This window comes from Bifidobacterium [indicum] DSM 20214 = LMG 11587, assembly GCF_000706765.1.
GTDB classification, from domain to species: domain Bacteria; phylum Actinomycetota; class Actinomycetes; order Actinomycetales; family Bifidobacteriaceae; genus Bombiscardovia; species Bombiscardovia coryneformis.
On record NZ_CP006018.1, the window covers coordinates 1,123,620 to 1,149,383 of the forward strand.

The following is a 25,764-nucleotide window of genomic DNA, read 5'->3' on the forward strand; positions in this document are numbered from 1 at the left end:
CCGTCCAGGAAGTCCTCGGCCTTCCCCGCCAGGGTCGACCACAGGGAACGCGCCTTCCTAGAAAAATCCCCCAGGCCGTCAGACTTGTTCACGCTCTTGGACATGTTCACAATTGTCCCAATTCATCCAGACATGTCGCTTATAGAATAAAGGGGTGAAACGAACCCCCGCCATACCTCGACTGAGGGCATCAGGCCGTCTTGCCCTCTGCCTGGGCATCCTCCTCGTCCTGGTCTTGGAGGTTGGGGTGTTCAACCTGTCCCACTGGCAATCCCTGGGAGGGCAGACCCCTGAAACATCCCGGCAGGCAGACACCGAACCCGAACTCGGTCCGGGTCTGGAGTCCCTTCCAGGTGGGGGTCTGATGGTCACGGACCCTGTCGGGGCTTGGATTCAGATTCCCGCTCCCACCCGTGGGTCGAAGTTCGTCAAAATAGAGACAATCAAACCAAAAGACGGCAATCACCGCGAAGGACATGACCCCGGAAGGGTCCATGTCCGACTGGATGCCAGGTACTCCCCCTCGGCAGGGTGGGCCAGAGGCGACAGCAGTATGGTGGCGTACCGATCAGCCAGATCGCTTTACCTGAGGAACACGGCCGAACCACCACAGACAGGAGAGTCACTGACCGCATTGCGGCTCTGGGTAGAAGAACCGGCAGAAACGCGCCTGTCCATCAGGACCTTGATTCCCGACGTCAGGGTTCCTCTGAGCATCAATCCTGTGCGCCTGATCGCCATGGCGGCCCTAATCCTCCTGGTTGCGGCCTTCCTGCCCGGATCACGCCTCTGGAGGACACCACTGGATACGAAATCGCGGGGACAGCGGCTGGCCCTGACCCTGGCCCTGGCTCCGCTGACCGTTTGGGCAATCTGCTCCATACTGAACGACCTGTCGACCTTCGTGCCCGGGGACTTCCACAATCCAGATTCCTACACCTACGACTTCAACCAATACGACCATGTGGCCCAGGCCCTCCTCCAGGGTCGCCCCTGGTTGGATCTCGACCAGGCACCAGGCCTGGCCGCGGCCGAGAACCCTTATGACATCGTCACCAGGAACAATCTGTTGGCCCAGGACCAGAAACCCATTTACTGGGACTATGTCTATTGGAAGGGTCACTGGTACTCCTACTTCGGAGTCCTCCCCGCCGTCCTCCTCTTCATGCCTTATCGGGCCCTGACCTCCCTCTTCCATCCTGGCGGGTACGCCCTGCCCACATCAGCCGCGGCCTCCATCCTGACCCTTCTGGCCACGGTCGCGATGGTCCTGGCGGTCATCCGCCTCCTGGACCGGCACTTCCCGGGTATCAGTCTGGCCTCGACCATCCTGTCCCTGATAGCGATCCTGACCGGGTCGAACATCGCCTACCTCTGGTGCAGGAAGAATTTCTACACGGTGCCCTTTGCTGCAGGTTTGCTCTTTGTAATGACCGGCCTATGGATCTGGCTCGGAGCCCGCAGGGTCCACTCGACAGGAGGAACCCGGAGGTGGACTCTGGCGGATGGTGGCGGATGGCTCCATACCCCTGGAGCTCCGGAGCCGGGTTGGACACTGTCAAAACCACGTGTATTCCTGGGATCGCTCTGCATGGCGGCCACCCTGGGGTGCCGGCCCACTTTCATAGTGGCCGGTCTCCTGGCCATCCCCATCTTCTCCCAGGAAATCAAGGATATGGCGAGCTCCCTCCACCCTCGGACAGGGACCTCTTCAGCCAAGGAAGGAGTCGGGCCCTCACCAGCCGTTTCCGCCACCCTGCTCGGTACCGCCCTGCTTCCTCTGCTCATCGTGGCAGCCCCTCTACTCTGGTACAACCACTGGCGGTTCGGTTCCGCCCTGGATTTCGGCAACAGATACCAGATGACCGTTGTGGACCTGACCCGATATCATCCCGACCTTGGCAGCCTCCCCCGGCTTTTTGGTTACTACCTATTCCAGCCGCTGTCCACCAAGGCCTCCTTCCCCTTCCTGAGAACCTCACCCGCACCCCTGAATGTATGGCACTACACCGAACCGGGCATCGGAGGGCTCCTGGTCACCACACCGGTGATCCTGGTCTGCCTGATTCTCCTCTGCTCAACCCGGGTGCGCCGAAATCTGAAGGACCGGAACCTGTACGGGCTGACCCTTCTGTCCATTCCCTCGGCTCTTCTGGTCATGATTATGGATGCCTACCTGGGTGGATTCTCCGACCGGTACATGATTGATTTCGCCTGGCTGCTGGCCCTGGTGGCGGTCCTGGTCATATCCTCCTGCGACCGGTCTGGTCAGGATACCCTGAGGAAACTGAACGGAACGGCAGGGTACACCGATCGGACGGATGGACCGGCCGGAAAACCGGTATCATTCCTTCTGACCTTGTCCTGCCTGGTATCCGTCCTGCTGATGACCGGATATGTTCTGGTCCTCCTCTCCCATTTCGAGACCTCGATATTCTCCACCATCGAAGTCTGGTTCACCTACCTGTAGCCCGACGAGAACGGCATGCTCCATGAGCTGCCATGCTGGATGGTGAAGCATACAGAGGGGCCGGCATCCACCTCATATGGGATGGATGCCGGCCCCTACCTCTTATCGGTTAACCGAATCTGTCCGGTCCTTACTCGCTCCCCCTAGAAGCCCCGGTCAGCCCTTGCTGTTCGATTGCCTTCTGGTAGTCGGTAATCATATCGGCGACCACGCTGTTGCCATCCCCTCCGGAGAGGGTGATGACCGAAGCCAGCGGCATGCTGTCGAAGAGCTTGGCCGTATTGGGATCATTGGGAAGGGGAACCTTTCCACCCTCAACGTGGGACTTCATGATCGGCCCACCGACCTGATCCTCACGCCATTCCTCCATGGTGGAGTTGGAGTTGAGCCTGACAAAAAGCCCATCCCCGTCAAGGTCCACGTCCAGCTTGGAAACCAGGTCCCTGGAGGAGGTACCCACTTCGATGCCATAGGTGCCGGCCTCCACATGCCACTCATTCATGGCGGTCGACCAGTAAGCGAAGTCACGCTCATCCAGGTCCAAACTGATTTCCTGGGATTCGCCCGCCTTGAGGAAGACCTTGGCGAAGGACTTGAGCTCGTGGGAGGGGCGACCCACCTTGGAGGCGCAAGGAGCCACATAGACCTGGACGGTCTCAGCCCCATCGATACCCGAGGTATTGGTCACGGTCAGGTCGACCCGGACCGCATTGGGGCCGGTCTTCTCCACGCGGACATTCGAAATTTCGAAGGTCGAGTAGGAAAGACCGAAACCGAAGGGGAATGCAACCGGCTTATTGAAGGTGTCGTAGTAGCGATAGCCCACATAGATACCCTCCCCATAGCGCGAGTGTCCCTCCTCGCCGGGGAAGGAGGTGATGGAGGGATTGTCCTCAAGACGCACGGGAATGGTCTCCGGCAGCCTGCCGGAGGGGTTGGCCCCACCAGTCAGAATGTCAACGACGGCCTGTCCGCCTGCCTGACCCAGGAGCCAGGATTCCAGAACCGCCTTGGCCTGGGGAAGCCAGTCCACTACGGAGACCACCGAACCGTTGGAAAGGACCACAACCACCTGGTCATTGACCTGACTCACAGCCCTGAGAAGATCGAGCTGCTTGGTCGGCAAATCAATATCAGTGCGGTCGAACCCTTCGGACTCGGCGTCCTCGGGCAAGCCAAGGAAGAGAACCACCTTATCGGCATCCGCCGCGGCCTTGACGGCCTGGTCGGTCAGAGACTGATCCTGGGGAGCCTCATCCAGGGTGAACCCTGGAACGAAGTCCACATCCATGCCCGTCTCCTTGAAGGAGTCAAGGGCCGTAGTGACCTTGGTGGGGGTGATGTGGGAGGAACCGCCACCCTGGTAGCGCGGGGTGCGGGCGAATTCGCCGATCAGAGCGACCTTTTCGCCCGGAGCCAGGGGAAGCACACCATCCTCGTTCTTGAGCATGACGATGGATTCCTGGGCGGCCTGGCGGGCCACCTGGTCATGGGCCTCCACGTCATACCGGTAGCCCTTCTGCGACATGGCGGGCTTGGCCTTCTCGATGAGATCCAGAACCCCTTGGGCCATCCTGTCGAGCTGATCCTTATCCAGGTTTCCGGCCCTGACCGCCTCGACAACCTCATGGTCGCTGGCGGATGGCGGCATCTCAAGGTTGAGACCGGCACGAAGGGCCGCGGCCCTGTCATGCACGGCGCCCCAGTCCGACATGACCAGACCCTGATAACCCCACTCACCGCGCAGCACGTCGGTCAGCAGCCAGCGGTTCTCCGATCCATACACCCCGTTGAGCTTGTTGTAGGCGCACATGATGGTCCAGGGCTTGGCGTGCTTGACTACATACTCGAAGGCGGGCAGGTATATCTCGCGCAAGGTGCGCTCATCGATGTCGGAGCTGACCCTGAGACGATCGGTCTCCTGGTTGTTGGCAGCGAAGTGCTTCAAGGAGGTGCCCACGCCCTTGGATTGGACCCCATCGACCAGGCCTGCGGCCTGATGACCGGCCAGGACCGGGTCCTCCGAATAGTACTCGAAGTTGCGGCCCCCAAGCGGACTGCGCTTGATGTTGATGCCAGGGCCGAGGATAACGGCCACTTCCTCCTGGATGCACTCCTCACCCATGGCCTGCCCGACCTGATAGGTCAAATCCGGGTTCCAGGATGAGGCCAGGCCGGCGGTCGGCGGGAAGCAGGTGGCGGGGACGGAACCGTATACATCCGATCCTGTGGCCTTGCGCAACCCGTAGGGCCCATCCGTGATCATGTACTCCGGATAGCCCTGGTCCGGTACTCCTTGCAGGTGCCAGGCGTCCGAGCCGGAGGTCAGCGAGGCCTCCTTTTCGATATCCAGATCCTTGGCTTGTAGATGCTTGTCAGTGGTCATAGTGGTTCTTCCTTTCAGACTGCGGCAGTTCGGCGATGATGTGCCCAGCTTATTTCACCTTACGAATCATCATGATGAAAACGGTACCCAGGAGGAGGCAGATGATGGCTCCGGGGAAGACCATCCGATACCCGCCGAAGATGCCGATGACGGCCGTGGTGCAGACCGGAGCAAGCACCTGCCCGATCGTGTTCGACAGGTTGAGGATGCCCAGGTCCTTACCTGCCTCTTCCCCGTTGGGCAGCACATCAACGTTCAAGGCCTGATCGACTGACATATAGCAACCGTTGCCCAGGCCGGCAAGAGCACCGTAGATGTACATGCCCATGGCGTTAGGCATGAAGATCGGGAAGAGCATGCCTACGGCGATGACAACACTGCTGGCAGCCACGATGATTTTGCGTCGTTGCAGGTAGTCCGAGAGCGGCCCGGATACGGCTGCCGCCAGGATAGTCGTGATTGTGGTGATGACGGCAAGAACCTTCATGGTCGAAGAGGCCACGTCATCACTCATATTGCAGTACTTCTGCAAAATGTAGAGCTGGTACCCGATGATCATATAGCAACCAAGAACGAAGACGAGACGGCCGAATAGGGCCAGGTAGAAGTCACGGCAGTTCTTGGTCGGCGGAATGAAGGACCTGGCTACGTCGGCCCAGGAGCGTTCCGCCCTGTTGCTGGCTGCCGACGCCTCACGCGGCCAGACCAGAACCGTTACGATGCCCGAGAAGAAGAAGACGACCATCCCGATGGCGAATCCGGTGGAGGCATTCTTCAGGAAGTAGCTGCCGATGAAGTTGCCCAGCTGGGTGCCCACGACCATGCTGGCACCGTAGAGGGAGGAGAAGGTTGCCCTGGTTGCTTCTGGAATCCTGTCCGAGAGAACGGCCACAGCCGGCGCAATCAGGCAGTTGATACCGACCTGGACTATGCACCAGCCCACGATAATGGGCCAGAGGGTATGGGACTGGAAGACGATGAAGAATCCGACCGCTCCGATGATGCCGCCCAGAACAATCCAGGGTGTGCGCTTGCCCAGTTTGAACCGGGACATGTCAGACAGGGCCCCGAAGAGGATATTCGCTATCAGGGCGAAAACACAGCCGATGGAGTTCATGGTGCCAAGGGCGGCCTCGGCACTGACTCCCGGAATCGTGTTGAAGATTTGAGGTAGAAGCACTCCGGATCCCATGGCGAAGGGTGTGGCCCACAATATGGATATGAGGGCAAATCCGACGGCGAAGCGACCCTTCTCCGAGGTGGTGAGTTTCCTACCTGAATCCGGCGCCAGTGTCGGATCAATGGTCGCACCGACCACTGCATCAGCAGACGGTGTCAGGAAATCCTCATCCCCTTGTATTGAATTGTGCATGATTCGATACCCCTTGTTATTTTGCTACATTGCAATCATCACGGCTCAACTTTGAGCCCTTACTTGCCTTTCCCCTTTCGGAAATAGTCAACTCTTCAATCTCACACTATCGAGAGAGCGAAGTCAACAACCGGCGGGACTATTTACAGCAATTCGCTGATAGCTGAACTCACTGCCTGGATATTCCGTTGGAATTCCGCGGCTCTCGGAAGAAGAGAAAGAGCAAGATATCCGTTGCTCGGCATGTCGAAGAAGTACCCAGGCTGGCCGGTCAACCCGTAAGAGCGAATCAGATGAAGAATCAGCTCATCCTCGTCGATGACGGCGGGGAACCGTAAGAGGACGTTCCATCCGGCCTCGGGCCTGAGCAGGGATATACACGAATCCCCCTCGCTCAGAAGGCCGCGCACCTGGTCCAGGTTGCCTCGGATCCGATCGCCCACGCGGCGCGTCTGGACGGGGACGGCATCGAGCATGGTCCCCATCCGGTCGGTAATCAGTTGACTCATGGGCAGGTAGTCATCGGCAATTAAATCCAGGCGACGCTTGGCTTCGGCCACCTGGCTTTCCGGCCCTGAAACCTGAATCCACCCTACCTTGGCATGGGGAGCGGCCAGACTCTTGGAGAACCCATCCAAGGCAAACGTCAGGACATGGTCCTCTCCCGCCAGCCGGGCCCGTCCGGGCAAGGAATCCAGAGGATAGTCATAGAAGACCTCGTCGGCGATGACGGCCACCCCATGCTCACTGCAGAGGTCAAGGATGGCTCCACGTTCCTCAGGATGCACATACGACCCGGTGGGGTTATTGGGATTGATGAGGACAATGGCCCGAATCCTCTCCCCCGCAGGCCCCTCCAGAGCCTGCCTGACGCTTGCCAGGTCCAGGGCCCAAGACCCGTCATAGGAAAGACGGTAAGGCATGGTCCTCACGCATTCGAGGCCGGCGATGGACTCGATCAGCGGGTATCCCGGCCGGGGTTCCAGGATGATGTCTCCGGGGTCGCACAGGAGCTTCATCAGCCAGGAATAAGCCTGGGAGGTAGAGGAGAGCAGATAAAGATCGTCGGGATTCACAAGCAGCTGCTCGAGAGAACTCGAACGAGAAGATGAAAGCCTCAAAGGCCCTGAATCGGCATACGTCGCCACCGATGACATCGGGGCTGCCCAGGGTTGTTCGGATGGCAATCCGGCTGACCCGTCTCTGCCGCAAGCCTCACCCGAACTGCGTGAAGTAAGGAAGGAGGCCAGATCAATACGGGCCTGGAGGGGGCCCCTGGGCTGTGCCTGGTACGTCTGCGGCAGGAAATCCGGAGACAGTCCGAACCTTGTCGGGTTGGAGTCGTTGAGCCCTCCCAAGCGAATCCCCATAGCCCTGGACCGTGCTTCGGCCAGGGCTATGGGGTTGGGATGCTCAGGACCAGTGCGATGGGAGAAACGCACCGCACCGTCGTTTTCGTCCCTCGAGGTCACCCCAGATGCTTCTGCTGGAGATCAGCCAGGTATGCGGCACCAACGATGCCTGCCTGATTGCGCAGCTTGGCGGCCACGATAGGCGTTTCGATCTCGATGTGGGGCAGGAACTTCTCGCTCATCCTGCTCACGCCGCCACCCACAACGAAGAAGTCGGGGTTGAGGTAGTGCTCAAGCAGACGGTAGTACTTGGTCAGGCGATTCGCCCACTTCTTGTAACTGAGCTTCTTGCGGTCACGGACCGAGGAGGCCGCATACTTCTCGGCGTCCTTACCGTCCAGATCCAGGTGACCCAGCTCGCTGTTGGGAATAAGCACACCGTTGTATATAAGTGCCGTACCGATGCCGGTGCCCAGGGTGGTGGCAATGACCAGACCCTTCTGCCCCTTGGCGGCGCCGTACTGCACCTCGGCAAGGCCAGCCGCATCCGCATCGTTGACCACGGTGATGGGCCTCCCGCAGGCCTCAGAGAAGACAGCCTCCACGTCGGCACCCACCCAGGACTGATCCAGGTTGGCCATGAAGTTCAGCGGTTGTCCGGGCTTGACCGGGGCGGGGAAGGCCACGCCCACGGGGATATCATCAGTGACTTCGAACTGGTCCAGGAGCTGTTTGACCACCGCGCCCACCGCCTCAGGGGTGGAGTGCTCCGGAGTGAGAATCTTCTTGCGGGGCTCGGCAAAGTCGCCAACGGTAAGATCAACCGGGGCAGCCTTGATGCCGGATCCGCCGATATCCACTCCAAAAGCCTGCGCTGTATCAATCATTGCTGCTCCTTCAGGTGCTGACTAGTTAGGATGACGAACCGGCACGTAGGAATTGTACCCCATAGCATGACTTGATTCCCCCGACCCCGATGGATTGCACCCGGGTGCAGGTAGAACCATTAACCCTCATTGAGCAGTATATAGGTGGATAATGGGCAATATGACAGAACACACCCAGCTCATCGACGCACTGAATGTACGCATCACCACCAGGCACTACGACCCCTCCCCCATCGACGCGGACACAATCCGACAGCTATCCAGCACTCTGAGCGCGATCAACATGCTGAGCGGCCTGGATATCCAGTTGGTGACCGATGCACCCGACGTATTCTCGGAAGTCAATACCTCAGGGCACTTCGCCAACGCCGCCAACTATCTGGCCCTGGTCGGCCCTAGGGGCGACCTGGAGAGCGTGGAAAAAGCGGGTTTCTACGGTCAGCGTCTGGTCCTGACTGCCACCCTGTACGGACTGGGAACCGGTTGGGTGGCGGGGAGCTGGGACAGCGAGGCGGCGCAGCGACACTGCCGCGTAACACCCAGTCAGGATCTCTACCTGGGCATCACCATAGGCAACTCGGTCACAGAGGCTGACTATGGAAATCAGGATTACAGCCAGTTATGCCAACGCCAGGCCAGGCACAGGTCGTCCAAATCCTATGAGGAACTGACGGCCCCCATGAGCCAGGAAGACAGGACTTCGGCCCCCGACTGGTTCAAGTCCGGGGTGAACGCGGCCGCCAAGGCTCCATCGAGCATGAATGGTCAACCCATCCTCTTCACCTGGGACCGAGACTCGGGCGATGCCGTTGCCCGCCTGGATGATTCCGCGGAGACCGGCTCGCCAGTCGACCTGGGCATAGCAAAGCTCAACTTCCAGATCGGGGCCGGTGGCGGCACCTGGGTATGGGGCAACGAAGGCCACTTCATCAGGGCCTGAATCTCCAGCCCCTGCATGGGAATTGTGGCAGGACCACCGTGTAGGGTTGTGCGCCATGACCAATGGAGCATCATCAGCAGTATCGAACAACCTTGACCCCGATTCCACCGGCCGGGTGACCCTCTTCCTGACCCGGCACGGCAGGACCACAGCAAACAGCATGCGCCTGATGCAGGGGTGGTCTGACTTCCCCCTGACCAAGGAGGGCAGGGAGGGTGTCCGCCGGTTCGGGCGGGGACTACGGGGAATACACTTTGTTTCCGCCTGGTGCGGCAATCTGACCCGCCATTACGACACAGCCCGCGAGGCCCTGGACGCTTCCGGCCAGAAGGATCTTCGAATCCAGGTGGATCCCGACCTGCGCGAGGACAATTTCGGCAGCTATGAGGGCCGCGACGAAATCGAGACCCTGACGACCGTCTGCAACTACATGGGGTATGAGAGCCGCGACCAGCTGCGCGAGGCCAAGGGTCGGATGATATCGGCCTACATGCAGGACGCCTTCCACCGACTGGACCTGGAAAATCCGCTGGGCACCGATCTGGCTCCGGAGGACAGGGCCGAGACCACCGAGCAGGTTCTGACCCGCATGAAGAGGGCCCTGACCGGCATCGGCGAGGATGCACTGGCCCGCGGCGGAGGCAACGTGCTGGTCGTCAGCTCCGGCATGTCCCTCCAACAGTTCCTGATCACCCTGGGAGACGACATCGACGTACCCGACATGGCCAACACCTCGGTCACCAAGGTCGCCTATGCCAACGGCAGGTTCAGCCTGGCCGGGCCGCTGGCCTCCATGGAGTATTTCCAGGCCGGCGGGGAAGAGTAGGCAAACCGCTCTCCCCCGACTCCGGCAGGTTACTTCTGGAGCGGCTCCATGGGCTTCCAATCCGGATCGTGGAGGATCTTGCGCGAATCCACCCACCCCTGGATGATTTTGGGAATGCCGGTCATGAGGTGCCCCCGGTCCACAGCCAGGAGGCGGATGACCTCTTTTGCGGCCGTCGCCATGGTTCCCAGGGCGAAAGCCAGAGGGCGGTAGTCACCGTGGAGCATGAAGTACCGGGCCATGTACCCGCGGTTTCGCATGATGTGATAGCGGTTGATGTCCGAGGTGGAATTCAGCTGACGGATACCGCCCATGTCCCAATTGTCGATGTTTCTGGTCCGCCGCATGACCACGTCACTGACCTGTACCGCCCTGGTCACCTTGCTGGCCAGATACCCGTACACCGTGTCATCCCAGTAGATGAAGAACCTGGGGTCGGGCAGTCCGATCTGCTCAACCACCGTGCGCGAGAAGAGGGCACCCTCAAAGCACATGGTGTTCATCGGCCTGTATCCCGATGAATCGAAGGCGGCCGGGGCAACGGGGTCCGGAATGCCCATGGGAACGATGAAATGGTACTGCCAGTAGAAGGGTCCACCGTCGTAGTCCAGGCGGGACCCCTGGATGACCTGGAAACGGTCGGTCCACTTGGACAGGCGCTCCAGCCCCTCAGGTTCCACGGCCACATCGTCATCCATGACCCAGAACCACTGTGCGCCAAGACGGTAGGCCTTGCCCACACCGGCCGAGTACCCACCGGCACCACCACCATTGTGCTCCTGAGGAAGGTAGACCACCCGGTGCTCACCGCCCTGACCGTCCACGACGGTCTTCCCCCAGAGTCGATCGATCTGCTCGGAGAATGCCTCAACCATCTGCCGGGTCCGGTCTGAATTCTCATTGTCCACCACAACAATCCGCCAGGGGGCGACGGTCTGGCTAAGGATGGACTCGAAAAGATTGGACAGGAGTTCCTGCCGTTTGTAGGTCACGACGACCATGGCGACCTTGTCTATCACTTTTTCCATGCCTCCATTGTTGCACCTCCGGAGACCGAACAGGCGAGCGCGGCGGAACATCCGCAGGATGTACTCCCCGCAGTGTGGGTATCGATCCGTATTGGGCCGATGTGTCATTGGATACAGAGGTTTGACCTCCATATGGCCCACTGCTAGATTGAAACCGTCAAGTTTCAGGGAAGGTGAGAGTCCTTACTGGCGGTATCCGGTTGCAATCCGGGAGCCCGCGACCCGCGCGAGCGGTGGATATCGGTGAGAGTCCGAAGCCAACGGTTACAGTCCGGATGAAAGAAACGAGGCTCTATATGAGCATGCCTTCGCATACCGAAAACCAGGAACACCACGATGCGAATCGCGGTGGGTCCTTCGAATCCCACTCAACGACGGCAGGACGAGGAGGACGTTGGTCAACCAAGCGCATCGCCGTATACGCCCTCTTCGTGGCCTTGACCATCGTCCTGAGTTATGTTTCCATTCCGATTTTCCCTGCTGCCCCCTTTCTGAAGTATGACCCTTCCGGAATCGTGGTCCTGGTGGCAGGATTTGCTTTCGGTCCCTTGGCGGCCGCCGTCGTCGGCACTCTCGGATTCGTGCCCCACATCTTCAGTAATCCCTTCGGGGCCCTGATCGCCATCATCGTCGCCCTGGCTCTGGGGCTGCCGGCGGCCTTCATCTACAAGCGGATCCGCACTCGAAAGGGTGCGGTCATCGGCATTCTGGTCGGATCGGTGGCGGGTCTGGCTGCCGCCATACTCTGCAATGTGATCATCACCCCCATATACGCCCACATGAGCTTCCAGCAGGTTCTGGGCATGATCATCCCCATCCTCCTGCCCTTCAACCTCATGAAGTTCGCAATCCACGGGGTCATCACCTTCCTGATCTACAAGCCCATCTCAGTCCTGGTCAACCACTGAACATCCCCGACAGTTCCGGAACAGCTTCCTCAGCAGGGATTGGACGAACCGTGAGTTATAAACCGGTACAGACGATTCGGGACGACGAACCCTTGGCCGTCCTGGACGAGGTCTCTTTCAGCTATGACCAGGGTCGAACCTGGGTACTCGACCATGTGAGCCTGACCATCCATCGAGGAGAACGGGTTGCCGTCGTCGGGGCCAATGGGTCAGGCAAGTCAACCCTTGCCCTCCTGCTGGCCGGCGCCCTGGCACCTGACCGGGGACGCATCGAGCTGAGAGGGCAGGTTGTATTCGACTCCGCCCGCCCCTGGGCCGAACGGGTGGACACCGATGCCTACCGTCAGGTCAGGGAAAGCATCGGGATGGTGTTCCAGAATCCGGAGGATCAGATAGTCACCACCGTCACTGAGGATGACGTTGCCTTCGGACCGGAGAATCAGGGCATGGCACGACCTGCCATGCAGGCGTCCGTCGTGAGGTCTCTCAAGGAGGTCGATCTGTCCGGCCGCGAACGGTCTGACCCGACCAGGATGTCCGGCGGCCAGCAGCAGCGGGTCTCCATTGCCGGTGCCCTGGCCATGGACCCTGACATGTTGGTGATGGACGAGCCGGGCGCCATGCTGGACTCGTCCGGTCGAAGCAGAATCTCCGCCATCATGGCCACCATGGCCGAGCAGGGTAAGACGGTGGTTCACATCACCCATCATCTCGACGAGGCCGGCACTGCCAGCAGGGTGATTGTCCTCGATCAGGGTCGCATCATCGCCGACGGTCCTCCCGACCAGGCGCTGCCCACCCTGTACCGGCAACTCAACACCGACTCCCCCGCATCAGGGGCAGGTAGGCATACGGACGATTGGGATGCCAACACATCCGGAGTCGGTTTGGGCCAGCGCACCGAGCACCGGCACGACACCTCCGACGAAGAGGAACCCGCTGTGGAGGCCAAGGGCCTTTCCTACAGGTTCGGTGAGGGAAGACGCCAGGTGGTGGATCATCTCGACTTGAGACTGGAAAAGGGGCGGACCCTGGCCATACTAGGCCCCAACGGTTCCGGCAAATCAACCCTTGCCCGGTTGATCTGTGCACTGATTCGCCCGACCGAGGGGAATCTCTCAGTAGCGGGAATACCGCTGACCGTTGGGGGACACACCCCGCGACGGGCCCGCAACCGTCGGCTCGGCATGCTGCGACAGCGGGTGGGATATGTGATGCAGAAGCCCGAACACCAGCTCTTCGCCGAAACCGTGGCGCAGGATGTGGCCTATGGCCCCGGCAATCTCGGTTTCGACAAGGGCGATACCGCCCTACGCGTGAAACAGGTTCTCACCCTGTTGGGATTGGGGGAGCTGTCCGACCGCTCCCCCTTCGACCTTTCCGGTGGTCAGCAGCGCCTGGTCGCCTTGGCTGGCGTTCTGGCCACATCTCCGAAGATTCTGGTACTGGACGAGGTGACGGCCGGTCTGGATCCCAAGGCGTCCGAAACCATCATGACCGTGTTGGAGCGCCTCCAAGGTGAGGGTGTGACGATCATTCTCATCACCCATGATGAAGAAGAGGTCATCCGCCTGGCCGACCAGGCCCTCCTCATGAACCAGGGACACATGGTCTCGCACGGCAACGTGGGGAAGGTTCTCAAGGATTACCACGACCTACGGGCCCATATCAGCTCTTCGGGAAACCACGAGGAGGACTCCGGGACCGAACAAATCGAAGAACCAGCATCCGAGAGCAAGGCAGAAGACCAGGCGGACGGGCCTTCCCTGATTGCTCGCCTGGATCCCCGAGCCAAGATGGTCTGCTTCCTGATGCTCATGGTCACCTCCTTCTTCATCGGCACTGGGCCGCAGCTCATCCTGGGGGTGTTGGTCACTCTGGCAATCATCATGGCAGCGCGAATATCGCCGCTGAAACTGATGAAATCGGTCAGTGGACTCCTGGCCCTCCTGGTACTGGTTGCCCTGCTGAATCTCCTGGTTACCCGAGACGGCACCGCCCTGACCCGATGGGGACCATTGATCATCACCGACCAGGGGCTATGGGCCGCTCTGGTATATACCTGCCGGTTTGGCCTTGTCCTCCTTCTGGGGGCCCTCCTGCTCATGACCACAACGCCGACACAGATGACCGACGCCTTCGAGTCCCTCCTCTCGCCCCTGGGCAGGCTCGGAGTCCATACCAGCGAGATATCCCTGGTCCTCTCCCTGGCTCTGCGGTTCATCCCGACGCTGGTTCGGGAGATGCAGTCCATCCGTGAAGCCCAGGCCGCCAGAGGTGGAAGCATCGAAAGCGGCAGCCCCTCCCGACGGGCTCGGGCCATGGCCGCCATCATCATACCGGTCTTCGCCGCCGCCCTGCGCCATGCAGACAATCTGGGACAGGCACTGGATGCCCGCTCCTACCATGGAGGAAGGGGTCGCACCCACTACCGGGTCTCCCGGATGCAGGGCATCGATTACGGGTTCATCACTCTGGTCGCCGTCTACCTCGCTCTCCTGGTGGTCCTGATTTTCCTCTGACAGGCACCTGCGAACCTCCAGCGTGGCCGTAGGCTAAGCACCACGTAAAAAGGGACGGAACCGTTACGGCTCCGTCCCTTCCTTATTACAATCTGCTTGCTGCCGTATGACAGCACGGTTTCAGTGGGAACTCATGTCATTCCTGTGCAGGGGTTCCATCAGACCCGGAACCCGGAAGCTCGGATGATTCACTGTCCGCCTGTTCCGGCTGGGCAAGGTCAGAGTCCGAATCATCCTCGGTCGAGGTGGAAACCTGAGCACGTACCAGCTCTGGCTCCCGCTCCCCTGATGCATCCTCGTCCCCACCTTCGAAGGGCACACCCTTGAAGGTGAACTCGCCCAGGATACCCTCACCTTCGGCATCCACACGGACCGACTCATTGTCTTTGAGTTCGCCCATGAGGATCTTCTCAGAGATGGCATCCTCTATGTCACGCTGGATGACACGACGCAGGGGCCGGGCACCGAGGAGCGGGTCGAAGCCCTTCTCCGCCAGAAGATCCTTGGCCTTGGCGCTCAGATCCAGCGACATATGACGCTCGAAGAGACGGTCATTGAGCTGGTTGACATCCAAATCCACGATCTGGCGCACCTGGGGCTCGGTCAGCTGCTGGAAGACGATGATATCGTCCAGACGGTTCAGGAACTCGGGCCTGAACTGCTGCTTGAGCTCACTGGTCACCTGGTCCTTCATCCGCTGATATGAGGTCTCGGTGTTGCCCGAAGCGTTGAAGCCGGTGTTGGCCGCCTTGGCGATGTCACGGGTACCCAGGTTGGTGGTCAGGATGATGATGGTGTTCTTGAAGTCCACCGTCCGTCCCTGCCCATCGGTCAGGTGCCCGTCATCCAGGACCTGGAGGAGGGTGTTGAAGATGTCCGGGTGGGCCTTTTCGATCTCATCGAAGAGGACCACGGAGAAGGGCTTGCGACGGACCTTCTCGGTCAGTTCGCCACCCTCCTCGTATCCGACGTACCCCGGAGGGGCACCGAAGAGCCTGGAAGCCGCGTACTTCTCCGAGAACTCCGACATGTCGACGCGAATCAAGGCGTCCTCATCGTCGAAGAGGAACCGGGCGAGGGACTTGGCCAGCTCGGTCTTGCCCACACCGGTCGGGCCGGCGAAGATGAAGGAACCGGCGGGACGCTTGGGATCCTTGAGGCCGACTCGGGTGCGACGGATGGAGCGCGACAGGGCGGAAACGGCCTCATCCTGACCGATGATCCGCTTGTGGAGCTCCTTCTCCATGCCCAGAAGCTTCTTGGACTCGGCCTGGGTGAGTTTGAAGACCGGAATTCCTGTGGTCGAAGAGACCACCTCGGCGATGACATCCTCATCCACAACCATCTTGACATCGGACTCGCCCTGGCGCCAGGCCTTCTCCTTCTCCTTGCGCTCGGCCTCAAGCTTTTCCTGGCTGTCGCGCAGTTCAGCGGCCTTTTCGAAGTCCTGGTCCTTTATGGCCTGATCCTTCTGGGCAGAGACCTTATCGACCTTGGCATCCAGTTCCTTGAGCTCAGGCGGTGCGGTCAGACGCTTGATACGAAGCCGGGCACCGGCCTCATCAATCAGGTCAATGGCCTTGTCGGGCAGGTTACGGTCCTGGATATACCTGGAGGACAGTTCCGCAGCCGACTGCAGGGCCTTGTCGGTGATGGTGACGTGGTGGTGGTGCTCGTAGCGACCACGCAGACCCTTGAGTATCTCAATGGTCTGGGCGATGGTCGGCTCGGAGACCTGGATGGGCTGGAACCGCCTCTCCAGGGCCGCGTCCTTCTCAATGTACTTGCGGTACTCGTCGGTGGTGGTGGCACCTATGGTCTGGAGCTCGCCACGGGCCAACAGGGGCTTGAGCATATCGGAGGCACCCAGGGCACCGTCCGCGGAGCCGGCACCGACGATGGTGTGAATCTCGTCGATGAAAAGGATGATGTCGCCGCGGGTCTTGATCTCCTTGAGGACCTTCTTCAGCCGCTCTTCGAAATCACCCCGGTATCGGGAACCGGCCACCATGGAGCCGAGATCAAGAGAATATACCTGCTTGCCCCTCAGGGTCTCCGGAACGTCACCCTCATGAATCTTCTGCGCGAGACCTTCGACCACGGCCGTCTTGCCCACACCGGGCTCGCCAATCAGGACCGGGTTGTTCTTGGTGCGCCTGGACAGGACCACCATGACCCGCTCTATCTCGTTGGCACGCCCAATGACCGGGTCAAGTTTGCCCTCGGCGGCTTCCTGGGTCAGGTTTCGCCCAAACTGGTCAAGGATGGCGGAACCGGTCTGCCCGCCCTTGTTCTGCACCCCACCAGCGTTGGCCAGGTCGCCCTTGCCGGACTCCCCGCCCTCGTGGTTGCCGCGAATCATGTCAATCGTGGCTGTCCGCAGGTCACCCAGGTCCACGCCCATCTTGATCAGGACCTGGGTGCCGACGCCCTCGCCCTCTCGAATAAGGCCCAGCAGAATGTGCTCGGTACCGATGTAGGAGTGTCCCAGCTGCAGAGCCTCCCTGAGTGAGAGCTCCAAAACCTGCTTGGCATGTGGTGTAAAGGGAATATGCCCATTGGGAGCGGCATTGCCCTTGCCAATCATTTCCTCGACCTGCTTGCGGGTCGCTTCCAGTTCAACACCCTTGGAAGCCAGGGCCTTTGCGGCAACACCGTCCCCCTCGCGGATCAGGCCCAGCAGGAGGTGCTCGGTGCCGATGTAATTGTGCTGAAGGGTGCGGGCCTCTTCCTGCGCCAGCACAATCACCCGCCGCGCACGGTCGGTAAACCGTTCGAACATACTTGTCCTTCCCTTTGATCTGTATTTCACTCTACAGATTCGCGGTGACGTTTATTCTCGGCCTGCCCCTGATTGCGCTCTCAACGCAAAGCGTTGGAATATCAGGCCTTAACCCAGGTGTTCCAACCAGGGATTCCTATTCCAGTCCGGACTCGGCCTCATCCTCTTCGGCGGTCAGCTCCTCCATCAGCTCCACCTCGGGCCGCTCCTCACGGGGCTTCTGGCGGACCACATCAATATGAAGGTCATCAAAGGCAGGCTCGGACTGGACCCATAGGTGGGTATCCTCCTGGGGCAGAATCTCCGAGTGTTCCCCACAGCCATGGTCCAGGGACACCACCCGCCCGTCATCGGGGCTCCACCGATTGGCACAGACGGCAAACATGGTGCCCAGCTCCCCCTTGAGGGGAATCAGGAACCCACAGGTTTCACAGGCATTGCCCTTGGCCGTCCTTGTCGACAGGGACTTGGGGCCATGCTGCCCCTCATACCAACGCTTGGCTGTCGCTGCTCGCGCCTCGGCGGTCATGACGTGACGGCGGCTCAGGATCAACTCGTCGACGACCTCTTCCAAATCCTCTTGAGAGGTCTGTGGATTGCCTTCACCGTCCAGATCCGGCTCACCTTCCGCCGTTGACTGACCGGTGCCGGATTCATCGTCGATACGGAAAACGGCACCTGACCCGCCCTCATCATTCTTGGTAGCGGTCTCCTGACCCGGATTCGATTCAGGGTCCGATTCCGTCTCCCGGTCAGAGGGCTCCTCGACCTGGAGAGCCTCGTATCCCTTGACAAGTCTCGGGTCATCCGGGTCGGTCCCCATGGCATCGGTCACGCTCAGGTCGGAGGGAAGCAGCCGATCCTTCCAGGGAATCCACTTGGGCGGTTGCAGGGCTTCGGCCGAGGGAATGAGGGAGGACTCATCAACGGTCCAGGTATCGGCATCCTGGTCATGATAGAGGGTCACCGACCACTGCCAACCCTCATACCCGGTGATATGGGAGTCGAACCGGTAGTCGTACACACCGTCCTCAAGCATGGTGCTGGTGATGAAATCGCCCACCTCGGAACTCTTGGAGGCCACACTCAAAGCCACGCTCCTGGCCAGTTCCTCGGGGTCAAAATCCACTTCAGCCATGTATCACACCTTCATACTCTGATGGGCCCGGCACCAGGCCGCCCCATGTCTCTTCCTGCCCCGCCGTGATTCACGCAGGTACGTCGAAGTCGTCCGCCACCGCCCTGAGCAGGGTGGCCAGCTTCTTCGACTCCGCAGGGGCGGGATAATGATGTCGTCGCAGACCATTGCCCGCGGAATCCAACAGCTTGATCAGGTCCTCGACTATGGCGGCCATGTCATCCGGGGCGGGCCGGGTGGCCTTGACGATCGAGGGTGTGGAACCCACCAGTTTCAGGTCCAAGGCCTGGGGCCCCTTGCGCCCCTCGGCAACAGAGAAGTCCACACGGGCACCTTTTCGAACCGTGGAGATGCCGGCAGGAAGGGCTGAGGCAGGAAGGAAAACGTCCTGACCCTCATCGCCCGTGATGAAACCGAACCCACGATTGGCATCAAACCAACGCACTTTCCCACTGGGCATAGTCTGGCACTTCCTCACTGGATGATTCCGAGCCGTTTTACCGGCCTTGCTGCATACCTGTCCAGTCTAGCCCAATGCCCTGTGCATGTGGGGCCATCACGTCAAAGGCGTACAGCCCGAGCTTCCAACCTGCTGTTTCGGCGGCTCAGGATGAGTCCTCAACCCCTGAGAGGTCCGTACCGACTCCTGCGAGTGCGGGCTCTGTCGTCCCGACCTGTCCGGCTCGGCCGAACCCGGGTTCTGCCGAAGAGACTCAACCTGGCCCTGCGGAATCACCATGGTGAAGGTCAGCCCGCCACCCGGGGTCTCCTCCACGCATATCAGCCCATGATGTGCCTTGACGATGGACTGGACGATGGCCAGCCCCAGGCCGGTCCCTCCTTTTTCCCTGGCGCGGGAGGGATCTGCCGTATAAAAGCGTTCGAAGAGCCTCGCCCTGGATTCCGCTGGCACACCCGGCCCATGGTCGATGAAGCGCAGAACCAGATAGGGAGTGCCCACACGACTGTTCTGAGCCACCTGCACAGCATCGAGGAAATGCGCCATGCCTGTTTCATCAGACCCCAGCCTGGCCATGGCCTCAGGGGGTATGGCCGCGTTGAGGAGCCCCATCGATACCTGGACCGGCGAATCGGAGGGTGTGTATCGATGGATGTTTCCTACGATGTTGGTCGCCACCTGACGCAGGCGACTGGGATCTCCCACAATCTCAACCCCCGGCAGTGGACCCTCCTGAAGGGACAGAGAGGTGACCACCCCGACACGACCGACCGGCTTTGTGCGGGCGCGCCCTTTGCCCTTGGCCGATCCCCGCCCCTTGGGAGCGGGAGGCGAAGACGGGTCCTCGCGAGTATCGGTCACCACCGTGACGGTTCCACAGATGATCTGACGCTCCGGGTCCAGAGCATGCAGATCATCCACCGAGTCCCGCACCAGGCCGGTCATATCGACCGGAAGGTTGGTGTTGATACCCCTACCCTCGTCCAGTCTGGCCAGGGAGAGGAGGTCGGAGACCAGGTCGGTCATCCGGCTGCTGGAGTCCTCGATATGTCTGATTGATTCATCGGCCCTTTCCAGGGCCCCAGGGTAGGCGCGCTGCATCCGATACAGTTCGGCATATCCATGGATGGCGGCCAGGGGTGTTCTCAGCTCGTGGCTGGCATCGGAGACGAAGCGTTTCATCTTCTCGGTGGTCCGCTTCTGCTCATTGAAGGATTGCTCTATCCGGGCCAGCATGACATTCAGGGACGCGGCCAGGGATCCGACTTCGGTGTTCTCGGGGAAGCTGGGAATGCGCTGATGCAGGTTGCCCGCGGCAATCATGGCAGCCGTCTTCTCTATACGTTTGAGAGGCACGAGGGTGGATTGGATGAGCAGGGCGGACACGACCCCACCGAGGAGAACGACAATCACCGACATGACCAGGCAGAAGGTGGTCAGGGCATGAAGGGCCTCATTCTGGTCGCTCATGGACAGACCGATGTAGAGCACCCCGCTGATATCGGTGTCCTCCAGGTCGCTGTGCAGTCTCCACTGCATGGCCACGACCCGCCATGAGGCCCCGGCCCGTTTGAGGGAATCCCGATCCGGCGATGCCTTCGAATTCACCTTTACATAAGCGGGGACCGTGGTCGGCTGCCCCAGGGGTATCGACCCCATGGTGCCATTGGCAGGCAGCCTGGGCCGGGAAACAACCCCGTTGAACTGCATTGGGTTGAGGTCATCGGCGATGATCTGCAGTTGGTCGTCACGAATCTGCAGGAAGTAATCGGTTGGGCCGAGACCACTCTTGCTCAGGTCCTCCTGCTTGAGAAGTGTGGCATTCCTAATGCCCAGGTTGGCCTGGCGAATCAGCTGGGTATCGGTCTTCTTCATCAGGTAATCATCGGCCATCTGGCAGATGGCCACCGAGATGCCGACCGTACCCACGATGAGAAGAATCAGCATGGAGGCCACCAACTTGGTACTCAGGGGTATGCCCGCCAGGAGTGAATCATGGCGTGGTCGCCTCTGCCCCTGCTGTCCGCCCTCGGGTCTGACGGGTGCTCTGTACGTTGATGACTTCATACCTGCCGCCGTTCGGCCTCAGTCCCCTGTCAGAGGCGAGGTTGAATCCTTGGGACTGCGAATCATATAGCCGATGCCGCGCTTGGTTTCAATCAGCGGGGTCACCTTGCGGAGGCGACCATCCTGATCCTTGACCTTGATGCCGTCCACCTTCTTGCGCAGGTAGGAGATGTAGGACTCGACGATGGCTGCGTCACCGCCCCAGTCATACTGCCATACATGATCCAGAATTCTGCGCCTTGCTCAGGACCCTTCCTTCGTTGTCCATCAGATAGCGCAGCAACTTGTACTCGGTGGGACTCAGGCCGATGGGCTGACCTGCGCGGGTCACATCGTGGGAGTCCTCATTGATCTCCAGATCTCCCACCCTGATCATGGGGTCATCCTCCTCATGCTCCCTGGTGCGGCGAAGGATGGCCTTGATCCTGGCAACGACCTCTTCCAGACTAAAGGGCTTGGTGACGTAGTCGTCCCCGCCCACGGTCAGCCCCATGACCTTGTCCTGGGTGTCGTCCCGGGCGGTGAGGAAGAGGACCGGCGCGTCGATCCCCTCCTGGCGAATGCGGGAGGTAACCGTGAAACCATCGATGTCGGGCAACATCACGTCCAGAACAATCAGGTCCGGCTTGGTTTTCTCTATGACCTCGATGGCTTCGGAACCCGATGCCGCAGTGGTCACCTCAAATCCAGCAAAGTGGAGGGAGGCCACCAGAAGATCCCTGATGGAAGGCTCGTCATCTACAACGACCAGGCGTGCTTCGGTTGGTTTGCTCATGCCCTAAGATTGCCGCCCTTTCCTGAAGGTTATCTGAAAACCTGCTGAAACCTCATCAAGACCCGTGGAAGCGGACCTGTTACTTGGCTCCGGGCCGGGTTTTGTCCTCGTCCTCCCGGCGAGGCGCAAATCTGGCATCGGCCGAATCACCGGCATCAACGCTCTTCATGCCGTCAGGGGTGTCGGCCCCGGTATCGGTCCCGCCATCACGCTCAGTTCCGGCCTTGGACACGGTCTCTTTACCTGCGTCATTCGCAGCTTTCTTTCCCGTATCAACGTCTGGCTTTGCTTCAACGACGCTCCCGGACTTTTTCCGCCTCTTCCGAATCAGCAGGAATGCACCAACCCCCAGAACCACGACAACCGCGAGAACAACAAGGATGATGGTGACCTGTCGCTGCTGCTTGCGCTGCGCATCGATTCGTGAGATTCCATCCATCAGGGCCTTGGCCGAACCGACCCAGTCGGGATTGCCGGCCTTGCTGATCGGACCGAGGGCATCCTGGGAGAGTTGATCGACGGTCTTCTGGTCACGCAGCCACTCATCTGAGTTGTTGGAGACGGCCACGACCAACTTGCCGTCCTGGGACGCTACGGCCAGGAGGACCGTGTTGGGGGCCGGTTTCATGGATGCCAGCACCTGCTTGGCCCAATCCTCCGGCTTCATTTTCTGATAGAAGCTGGGCAGATAGAGAAGGCGAACGGATACCCCTGTTTCCTCCTTCGTCGACTTGATGGCATCGGTGACCGAACCGACATCGGAGCCAAGAAGGTTCTGGGTATCGGTTATCTGCTCCGAAACGGTCCCCTCCCCTGAGTCCGTCTGACCTTCCTCGGCTCCGGCTTCCACCCCTCCGACCAGAGGGAAGATAAGCAAGGCCACGACGAGAAGGAGGGCAAACCGGCAAGCACATCGAGCAGGTCGCCCCCTTCGTGAATCCAGGATGTTGCCGATACCACGTTCGACCACATGGCCGGGTGAGAGATATTCTTCGTGCTGAACTGCCATAGGTTACAGAGTAGTGGTTCTTCCTTGCGTTGTCTTGCAGGCGTCACCACTTACCTATGGAAAGGACAGTCATGCCACAGTTTCAAGTCGACTCGGAAGAGATGCAATCCGCCGCCGGAGCGGTCAGTTCATCGATTGGCTCCATTCGCGATGCAGTATCAGGTATGTATACCAATCTGGGCAACCTACAGAACGTCTGGAGGGGCGGGGCTGCCACTCAGTTCAGTACGGTAGCCGAACAGTGGAGAGCCTCCCAACAACAGATGGAGGAATCCCTTGAGGGGATTCAAGCGGCCCTGGCCCAAGCATCCAGCCTCTACGCAGACACCGAGGACCAGGCCACCCGACTCTTTGCCAGCTCCTGAAAGGATCAGGACCCCTTGGCTTTTGCTGGCCCTGGCATATCCGATATCAGGATCTCAACGCTCCGCCTGCCCTGAGTTCTATCGGCAACCTTCATGTCGTCAATGAAGTCACGACACATCCAACTCGGCGGGAAATGGGTCGAGGCGAATCACCCAGCGAAGCTCAACGATACACAACAGACCGCCGCCCCCTTTTGCAAGGGAGCGGCGGTCTGTTGTGTATCGATAATCCGGACTTCCTGGCCTTGCCGTCAGGTCAGGGCCAGGAAGTCCCGAGGACTATCAGTAGCCCATGTCGGCCTGAGGCTGGGCAGCGGGTGCCGGGGGCTCAGGCTTGTTGGCGACAACGGCCTCGGTGGTCAGGAAGAGCCCGGCGATCGAAGCGGCGTTCTGGAGGGCGGAACGGGTCACCTTGACGGGGTCGGCGACACCGGCCTCCAGGAGATCCTGGTACTCGTTGTTGGCCGCATTGAAGCCCTGTCCGGCAGGCAGGGAACGAACCTCGTTGATGACTACGTCACCGGAGACACCGCTGTTCTCGGCAATCTGCTTGATCGGAGCCTCGATGGCACGGAAGACGATGGAGGCACCGGTGGCCTCGTCGCCCTCGAGCTTGACGGTCTTCTCGGCCTTGGCAGCAGCCTGGACCAGAGCGACACCACCGCCGGGCAGCAGGCCCTCCTCGATGGCGGCCTTGGCGTTGCGGACGGCATCTTCGATGCGGTGCTTGCGCTCCTTGGCCTCAACCTCGGTTGCCGCACCGACCTTGATAACGGCGACGCCGCCGGCCAGCTTGGCCAGACGCTCCTGGAGCTTCTCGCGGTCGTAATCGGAATCGGTGTTCTCAATCTCGGAACGGATCTGGGCCACGCGGGCGGACACCTCGTCCTTGGAACCGCCACCGGAAACGATGGTGGTCTCGTCCTTGGAGACGATGACCTTCTTGGCGGTGCCCAGGACGCTCATATCGATGGAGTCGAGCTTCAGGCCCAGCTCCTCGGAGACGACCTGTGCGCCCGTCAGGATGGCCATATCCTGCAGCATGGCCTTACGACGGTCGCCAAAGCCGGGAGCCTTGACAGCGCAGGAGTTGAAGGTTCCGCGGATCTTGTTGAGGATCAGAGTGGGCAGAGCCTCACCATCGACGTCCTCGGCAACAATCAGCAGGGGCTTGCCGGTCTTCATGACCAGCTCGGCGATGTGCACCACGTCCTGCTGGCTGGAGACCTTACCCGAGGTCAGCAGAATGTAGGGGTCGTCCAGAACGGCCGTCTGCTCGTCATTGTTGGTGACGAAGTAGGGGGCGATGTACCCCTTGTCGAAACGCATACCCTCGGTGAACTCCAGGTCCAGACCGAAGCGGTTGTTGTCCTCGACGGTGACCACACCATCCTGGCCCACCTTGTCGAGGGCCTCGGCAATCTCAGCACCAATCTCGGGGTCGCCGGCGGAAATGGTTGCGGTGGCCGCAATCTGGTCCTTGGTCTCGACATCCTTGGACTGGGCGATCAGTTCCTTGACGATGGCGTCAGCGGTCTTCTCGATGCCACGACGGAGGGCAATCGGGTTGGATCCGGCGGCCACGTTCTTCAGACCCTCGTGGACCAGGGACTGGGCCAGAACGGTAGCGGTGGTGGTGCCATCACCTGCAACGTCATCGGTCTTCTTGGCAACTTCCTTGACCAGTTCGGCGCCGATGCGCTCGTAAGGATCCTCCAGGTCGATCTCCTTGGCGATGGAGACACCATCGTTGGTGATTGTCGGTGCGCCGTAGGACTTGTCCAGAACCACGTTACGGCCCTTGGGTCCCAGGGTGACCTTGACGGTGTCGGCCAGCTTGTCCAGACCGGCCAGCATTCCCTGACGAGCTTCCTCGTCATACTCAATGATCTTTGCCATCGTTGCTTCCTCCGTAATGGCTTGAGGTATATGACCCACCGTCGATGCGGAATGGACGAAACCGTCAGCTGCCTCGTTATCACTCCCACACCTCGAGTGCTAATTCAGCAGATTAGCACTCGAACCCGCCGACTGCCAACACGGATAGTCAAATATGCTTCTGGCTAGAAATGCACCTTCTCCGACCGGAATCCACCACCGTAATATCGGCATAAAAAAAGACCCCAGTCAGACCAGGGCCTTTATGAAAAAGACGAATTCAGAACGACAATCAGATCTTGGCGACCTCGGTTGCCTGAAGGCCCTTCGGGCCCTGCTCAACCTGATATTCGACCTTATCTCCCTCATCAAGGGTCTTGAAACCATCCGACTGAATAGCCGAATAGTGGACGAAGACATCTTCCCCGCCATCGTCGGGGTTGATGAATCCGTAACCCTTGCCAGCGCTGAAGAATTTCTCACAGTGCCTTGTGCCATAACTAACTTCCTTAACATAGGTGCCGCGTCACAGCAGATACGAGACTGACCGCATCTGTCTGGTCGGCAAAATTATTGTACGGCAAACCTCGGAAGAAAAG

Annotated in this window: 18 protein-coding genes, 1 pseudogene and 1 riboswitch; of the genes and pseudogenes, 7 read left to right on the forward strand and 12 right to left on the reverse strand. The window is 60.1% G+C overall.

Features of this window, described 5'->3' with window-relative positions; genetic code table 11:
• Positions 1-154 precede the first annotated feature (154 nt).
• Positions 155-2,470 (forward strand): hypothetical protein, encoded by a 2,316-nt coding sequence (locus tag BINDI_RS04385; RefSeq protein WP_052108791.1) that lies wholly within the window; start codon positions 155-157, stop codon positions 2,468-2,470.
• A gap of 130 nt (positions 2,471-2,600) precedes the next feature.
• Here BINDI_RS04385 and BINDI_RS04390 read toward each other — a convergent pair whose 3' ends face one another.
• From BINDI_RS04390 to ppgK, 4 genes are all read right to left on the reverse strand, one after another.
• Positions 2,601-4,856, reverse strand: a complete 2,256-nt coding sequence (locus BINDI_RS04390) for an exo-alpha-(1->6)-L-arabinopyranosidase (protein ID WP_033490362.1) — start codon at positions 4,854-4,856, stop codon at positions 2,601-2,603.
• A gap of 49 nt (positions 4,857-4,905) precedes the next feature.
• On the reverse strand, positions 4,906-6,228 hold the full coding sequence (locus BINDI_RS04395; protein WP_033490364.1) for an MFS transporter: 1,323 nt from the start codon (positions 6,226-6,228) through the stop codon (positions 4,906-4,908).
• A 143-nt stretch (positions 6,229-6,371) separates the two neighbouring features.
• Positions 6,372-7,670 carry a pyridoxal phosphate-dependent aminotransferase gene (locus tag BINDI_RS04400; protein ID WP_033490930.1) on the reverse strand — a complete coding sequence of 433 codons (1,299 nt, stop codon included), beginning with the start codon at positions 7,668-7,670 and terminating at the stop codon, positions 6,372-6,374.
• Between the two features lie 26 nt (positions 7,671-7,696).
• Positions 7,697-8,467 carry a polyphosphate--glucose phosphotransferase gene (gene ppgK, locus BINDI_RS04405; protein WP_033490366.1) on the reverse strand — a complete coding sequence of 257 codons (771 nt, stop codon included), beginning with the start codon at positions 8,465-8,467 and terminating at the stop codon, positions 7,697-7,699.
• A 160-nt stretch (positions 8,468-8,627) separates the two neighbouring features.
• On the opposite strand from ppgK, the gene BINDI_RS04410 reads away from it, so the two are divergent.
• Together BINDI_RS04410 and BINDI_RS04415 are read left to right on the forward strand one after the other, a co-directional pair.
• On the forward strand, positions 8,628-9,407 hold the full coding sequence (locus BINDI_RS04410) for a nitroreductase family protein (protein WP_033490931.1): 780 nt from the start codon (positions 8,628-8,630) through the stop codon (positions 9,405-9,407).
• Positions 9,408-9,462: 55 nt separating this feature from the next.
• On the forward strand, positions 9,463-10,233 hold the full coding sequence (locus tag BINDI_RS04415) for a histidine phosphatase family protein (protein WP_033490367.1): 771 nt from the start codon (positions 9,463-9,465) through the stop codon (positions 10,231-10,233).
• A 29-nt stretch (positions 10,234-10,262) separates the two neighbouring features.
• Here BINDI_RS04415 and BINDI_RS04420 read toward each other — a convergent pair whose 3' ends face one another.
• Entirely contained in the window at positions 10,263-11,261 is a 999-nt protein-coding gene (locus tag BINDI_RS04420) for a glycosyltransferase (RefSeq protein WP_033490368.1), read from the reverse strand.
• A gap of 156 nt (positions 11,262-11,417) precedes the next feature.
• Positions 11,418-11,552, forward strand: a riboswitch (FMN riboswitch).
• Between BINDI_RS04420 and BINDI_RS04425 the strand changes: the two genes are divergently transcribed.
• Together BINDI_RS04425 and BINDI_RS04430 are read left to right on the forward strand one after the other, a co-directional pair.
• A complete protein-coding gene (locus BINDI_RS04425) occupies positions 11,537-12,169 on the forward strand; it encodes an ECF transporter S component (RefSeq protein ID WP_033490369.1) in 633 nt (210 codons plus the stop codon). Its footprint overlaps the riboswitch before it by 16 nt.
• Before the next feature lie 50 nt (positions 12,170-12,219).
• Positions 12,220-14,691, forward strand: a complete 2,472-nt coding sequence (locus BINDI_RS04430) for an energy-coupling factor transporter ATPase (RefSeq protein WP_052108792.1) — start codon at positions 12,220-12,222, stop codon at positions 14,689-14,691.
• 136 nt (positions 14,692-14,827) lie between these two features.
• Here BINDI_RS04430 and BINDI_RS04435 read toward each other — a convergent pair whose 3' ends face one another.
• The 6 genes and pseudogenes from BINDI_RS04435 to BINDI_RS04460 form a co-directional block, all read right to left on the reverse strand.
• On the reverse strand, positions 14,828-17,473 hold the full coding sequence (locus BINDI_RS04435) for an ATP-dependent Clp protease ATP-binding subunit (protein ID WP_033490370.1): 2,646 nt from the start codon (positions 17,471-17,473) through the stop codon (positions 14,828-14,830).
• Positions 17,474-17,609: 136 nt separating this feature from the next.
• The gene (locus BINDI_RS04440) at positions 17,610-18,611 is read right to left on the reverse strand and encodes a DUF3027 domain-containing protein (RefSeq protein ID WP_033490371.1); all 1,002 of its coding nucleotides are present in this window, start codon (positions 18,609-18,611) and stop codon (positions 17,610-17,612) included.
• Between the two features lie 70 nt (positions 18,612-18,681).
• The gene (locus BINDI_RS04445; RefSeq protein WP_033490372.1) at positions 18,682-19,071 is read right to left on the reverse strand and encodes a cold-shock protein; all 390 of its coding nucleotides are present in this window, start codon (positions 19,069-19,071) and stop codon (positions 18,682-18,684) included.
• A 96-nt stretch (positions 19,072-19,167) separates the two neighbouring features.
• The gene (locus tag BINDI_RS04450; RefSeq protein ID WP_081830793.1) at positions 19,168-21,138 is read right to left on the reverse strand and encodes a sensor histidine kinase; all 1,971 of its coding nucleotides are present in this window, start codon (positions 21,136-21,138) and stop codon (positions 19,168-19,170) included.
• Positions 21,139-21,156: 18 nt separating this feature from the next.
• A pseudogene (locus BINDI_RS04455) lies at positions 21,157-21,913 on the reverse strand (response regulator transcription factor).
• Positions 21,914-21,992: 79 nt separating this feature from the next.
• Positions 21,993-22,922 (reverse strand): TPM domain-containing protein, encoded by a 930-nt coding sequence (locus tag BINDI_RS04460; RefSeq protein ID WP_052108794.1) that lies wholly within the window; start codon positions 22,920-22,922, stop codon positions 21,993-21,995.
• Between the two features lie 71 nt (positions 22,923-22,993).
• On the opposite strand from BINDI_RS04460, the gene BINDI_RS04465 reads away from it, so the two are divergent.
• The gene (locus BINDI_RS04465) at positions 22,994-23,287 is read left to right on the forward strand and encodes a WXG100 family type VII secretion target (protein ID WP_033490374.1); all 294 of its coding nucleotides are present in this window, start codon (positions 22,994-22,996) and stop codon (positions 23,285-23,287) included.
• A gap of 282 nt (positions 23,288-23,569) precedes the next feature.
• Here the strand turns inward: BINDI_RS04465 and groL are convergent, their stop codons facing one another.
• Positions 23,570-25,186: a chaperonin GroEL gene (gene groL, locus BINDI_RS04470; RefSeq protein ID WP_033490376.1), complete on the reverse strand. Its 1,617-nt coding sequence runs from the start codon at positions 25,184-25,186 to the stop codon at positions 23,570-23,572.
• A 244-nt stretch (positions 25,187-25,430) separates the two neighbouring features.
• Here groL and BINDI_RS07775 point away from each other — a divergent pair, with 244 nt between their 5' ends.
• Positions 25,431-25,712 (forward strand): hypothetical protein, encoded by a 282-nt coding sequence (locus BINDI_RS07775; RefSeq protein WP_052357155.1) that lies wholly within the window; start codon positions 25,431-25,433, stop codon positions 25,710-25,712.
• The last annotated feature ends 52 nt before the right edge of the window (positions 25,713-25,764 follow it).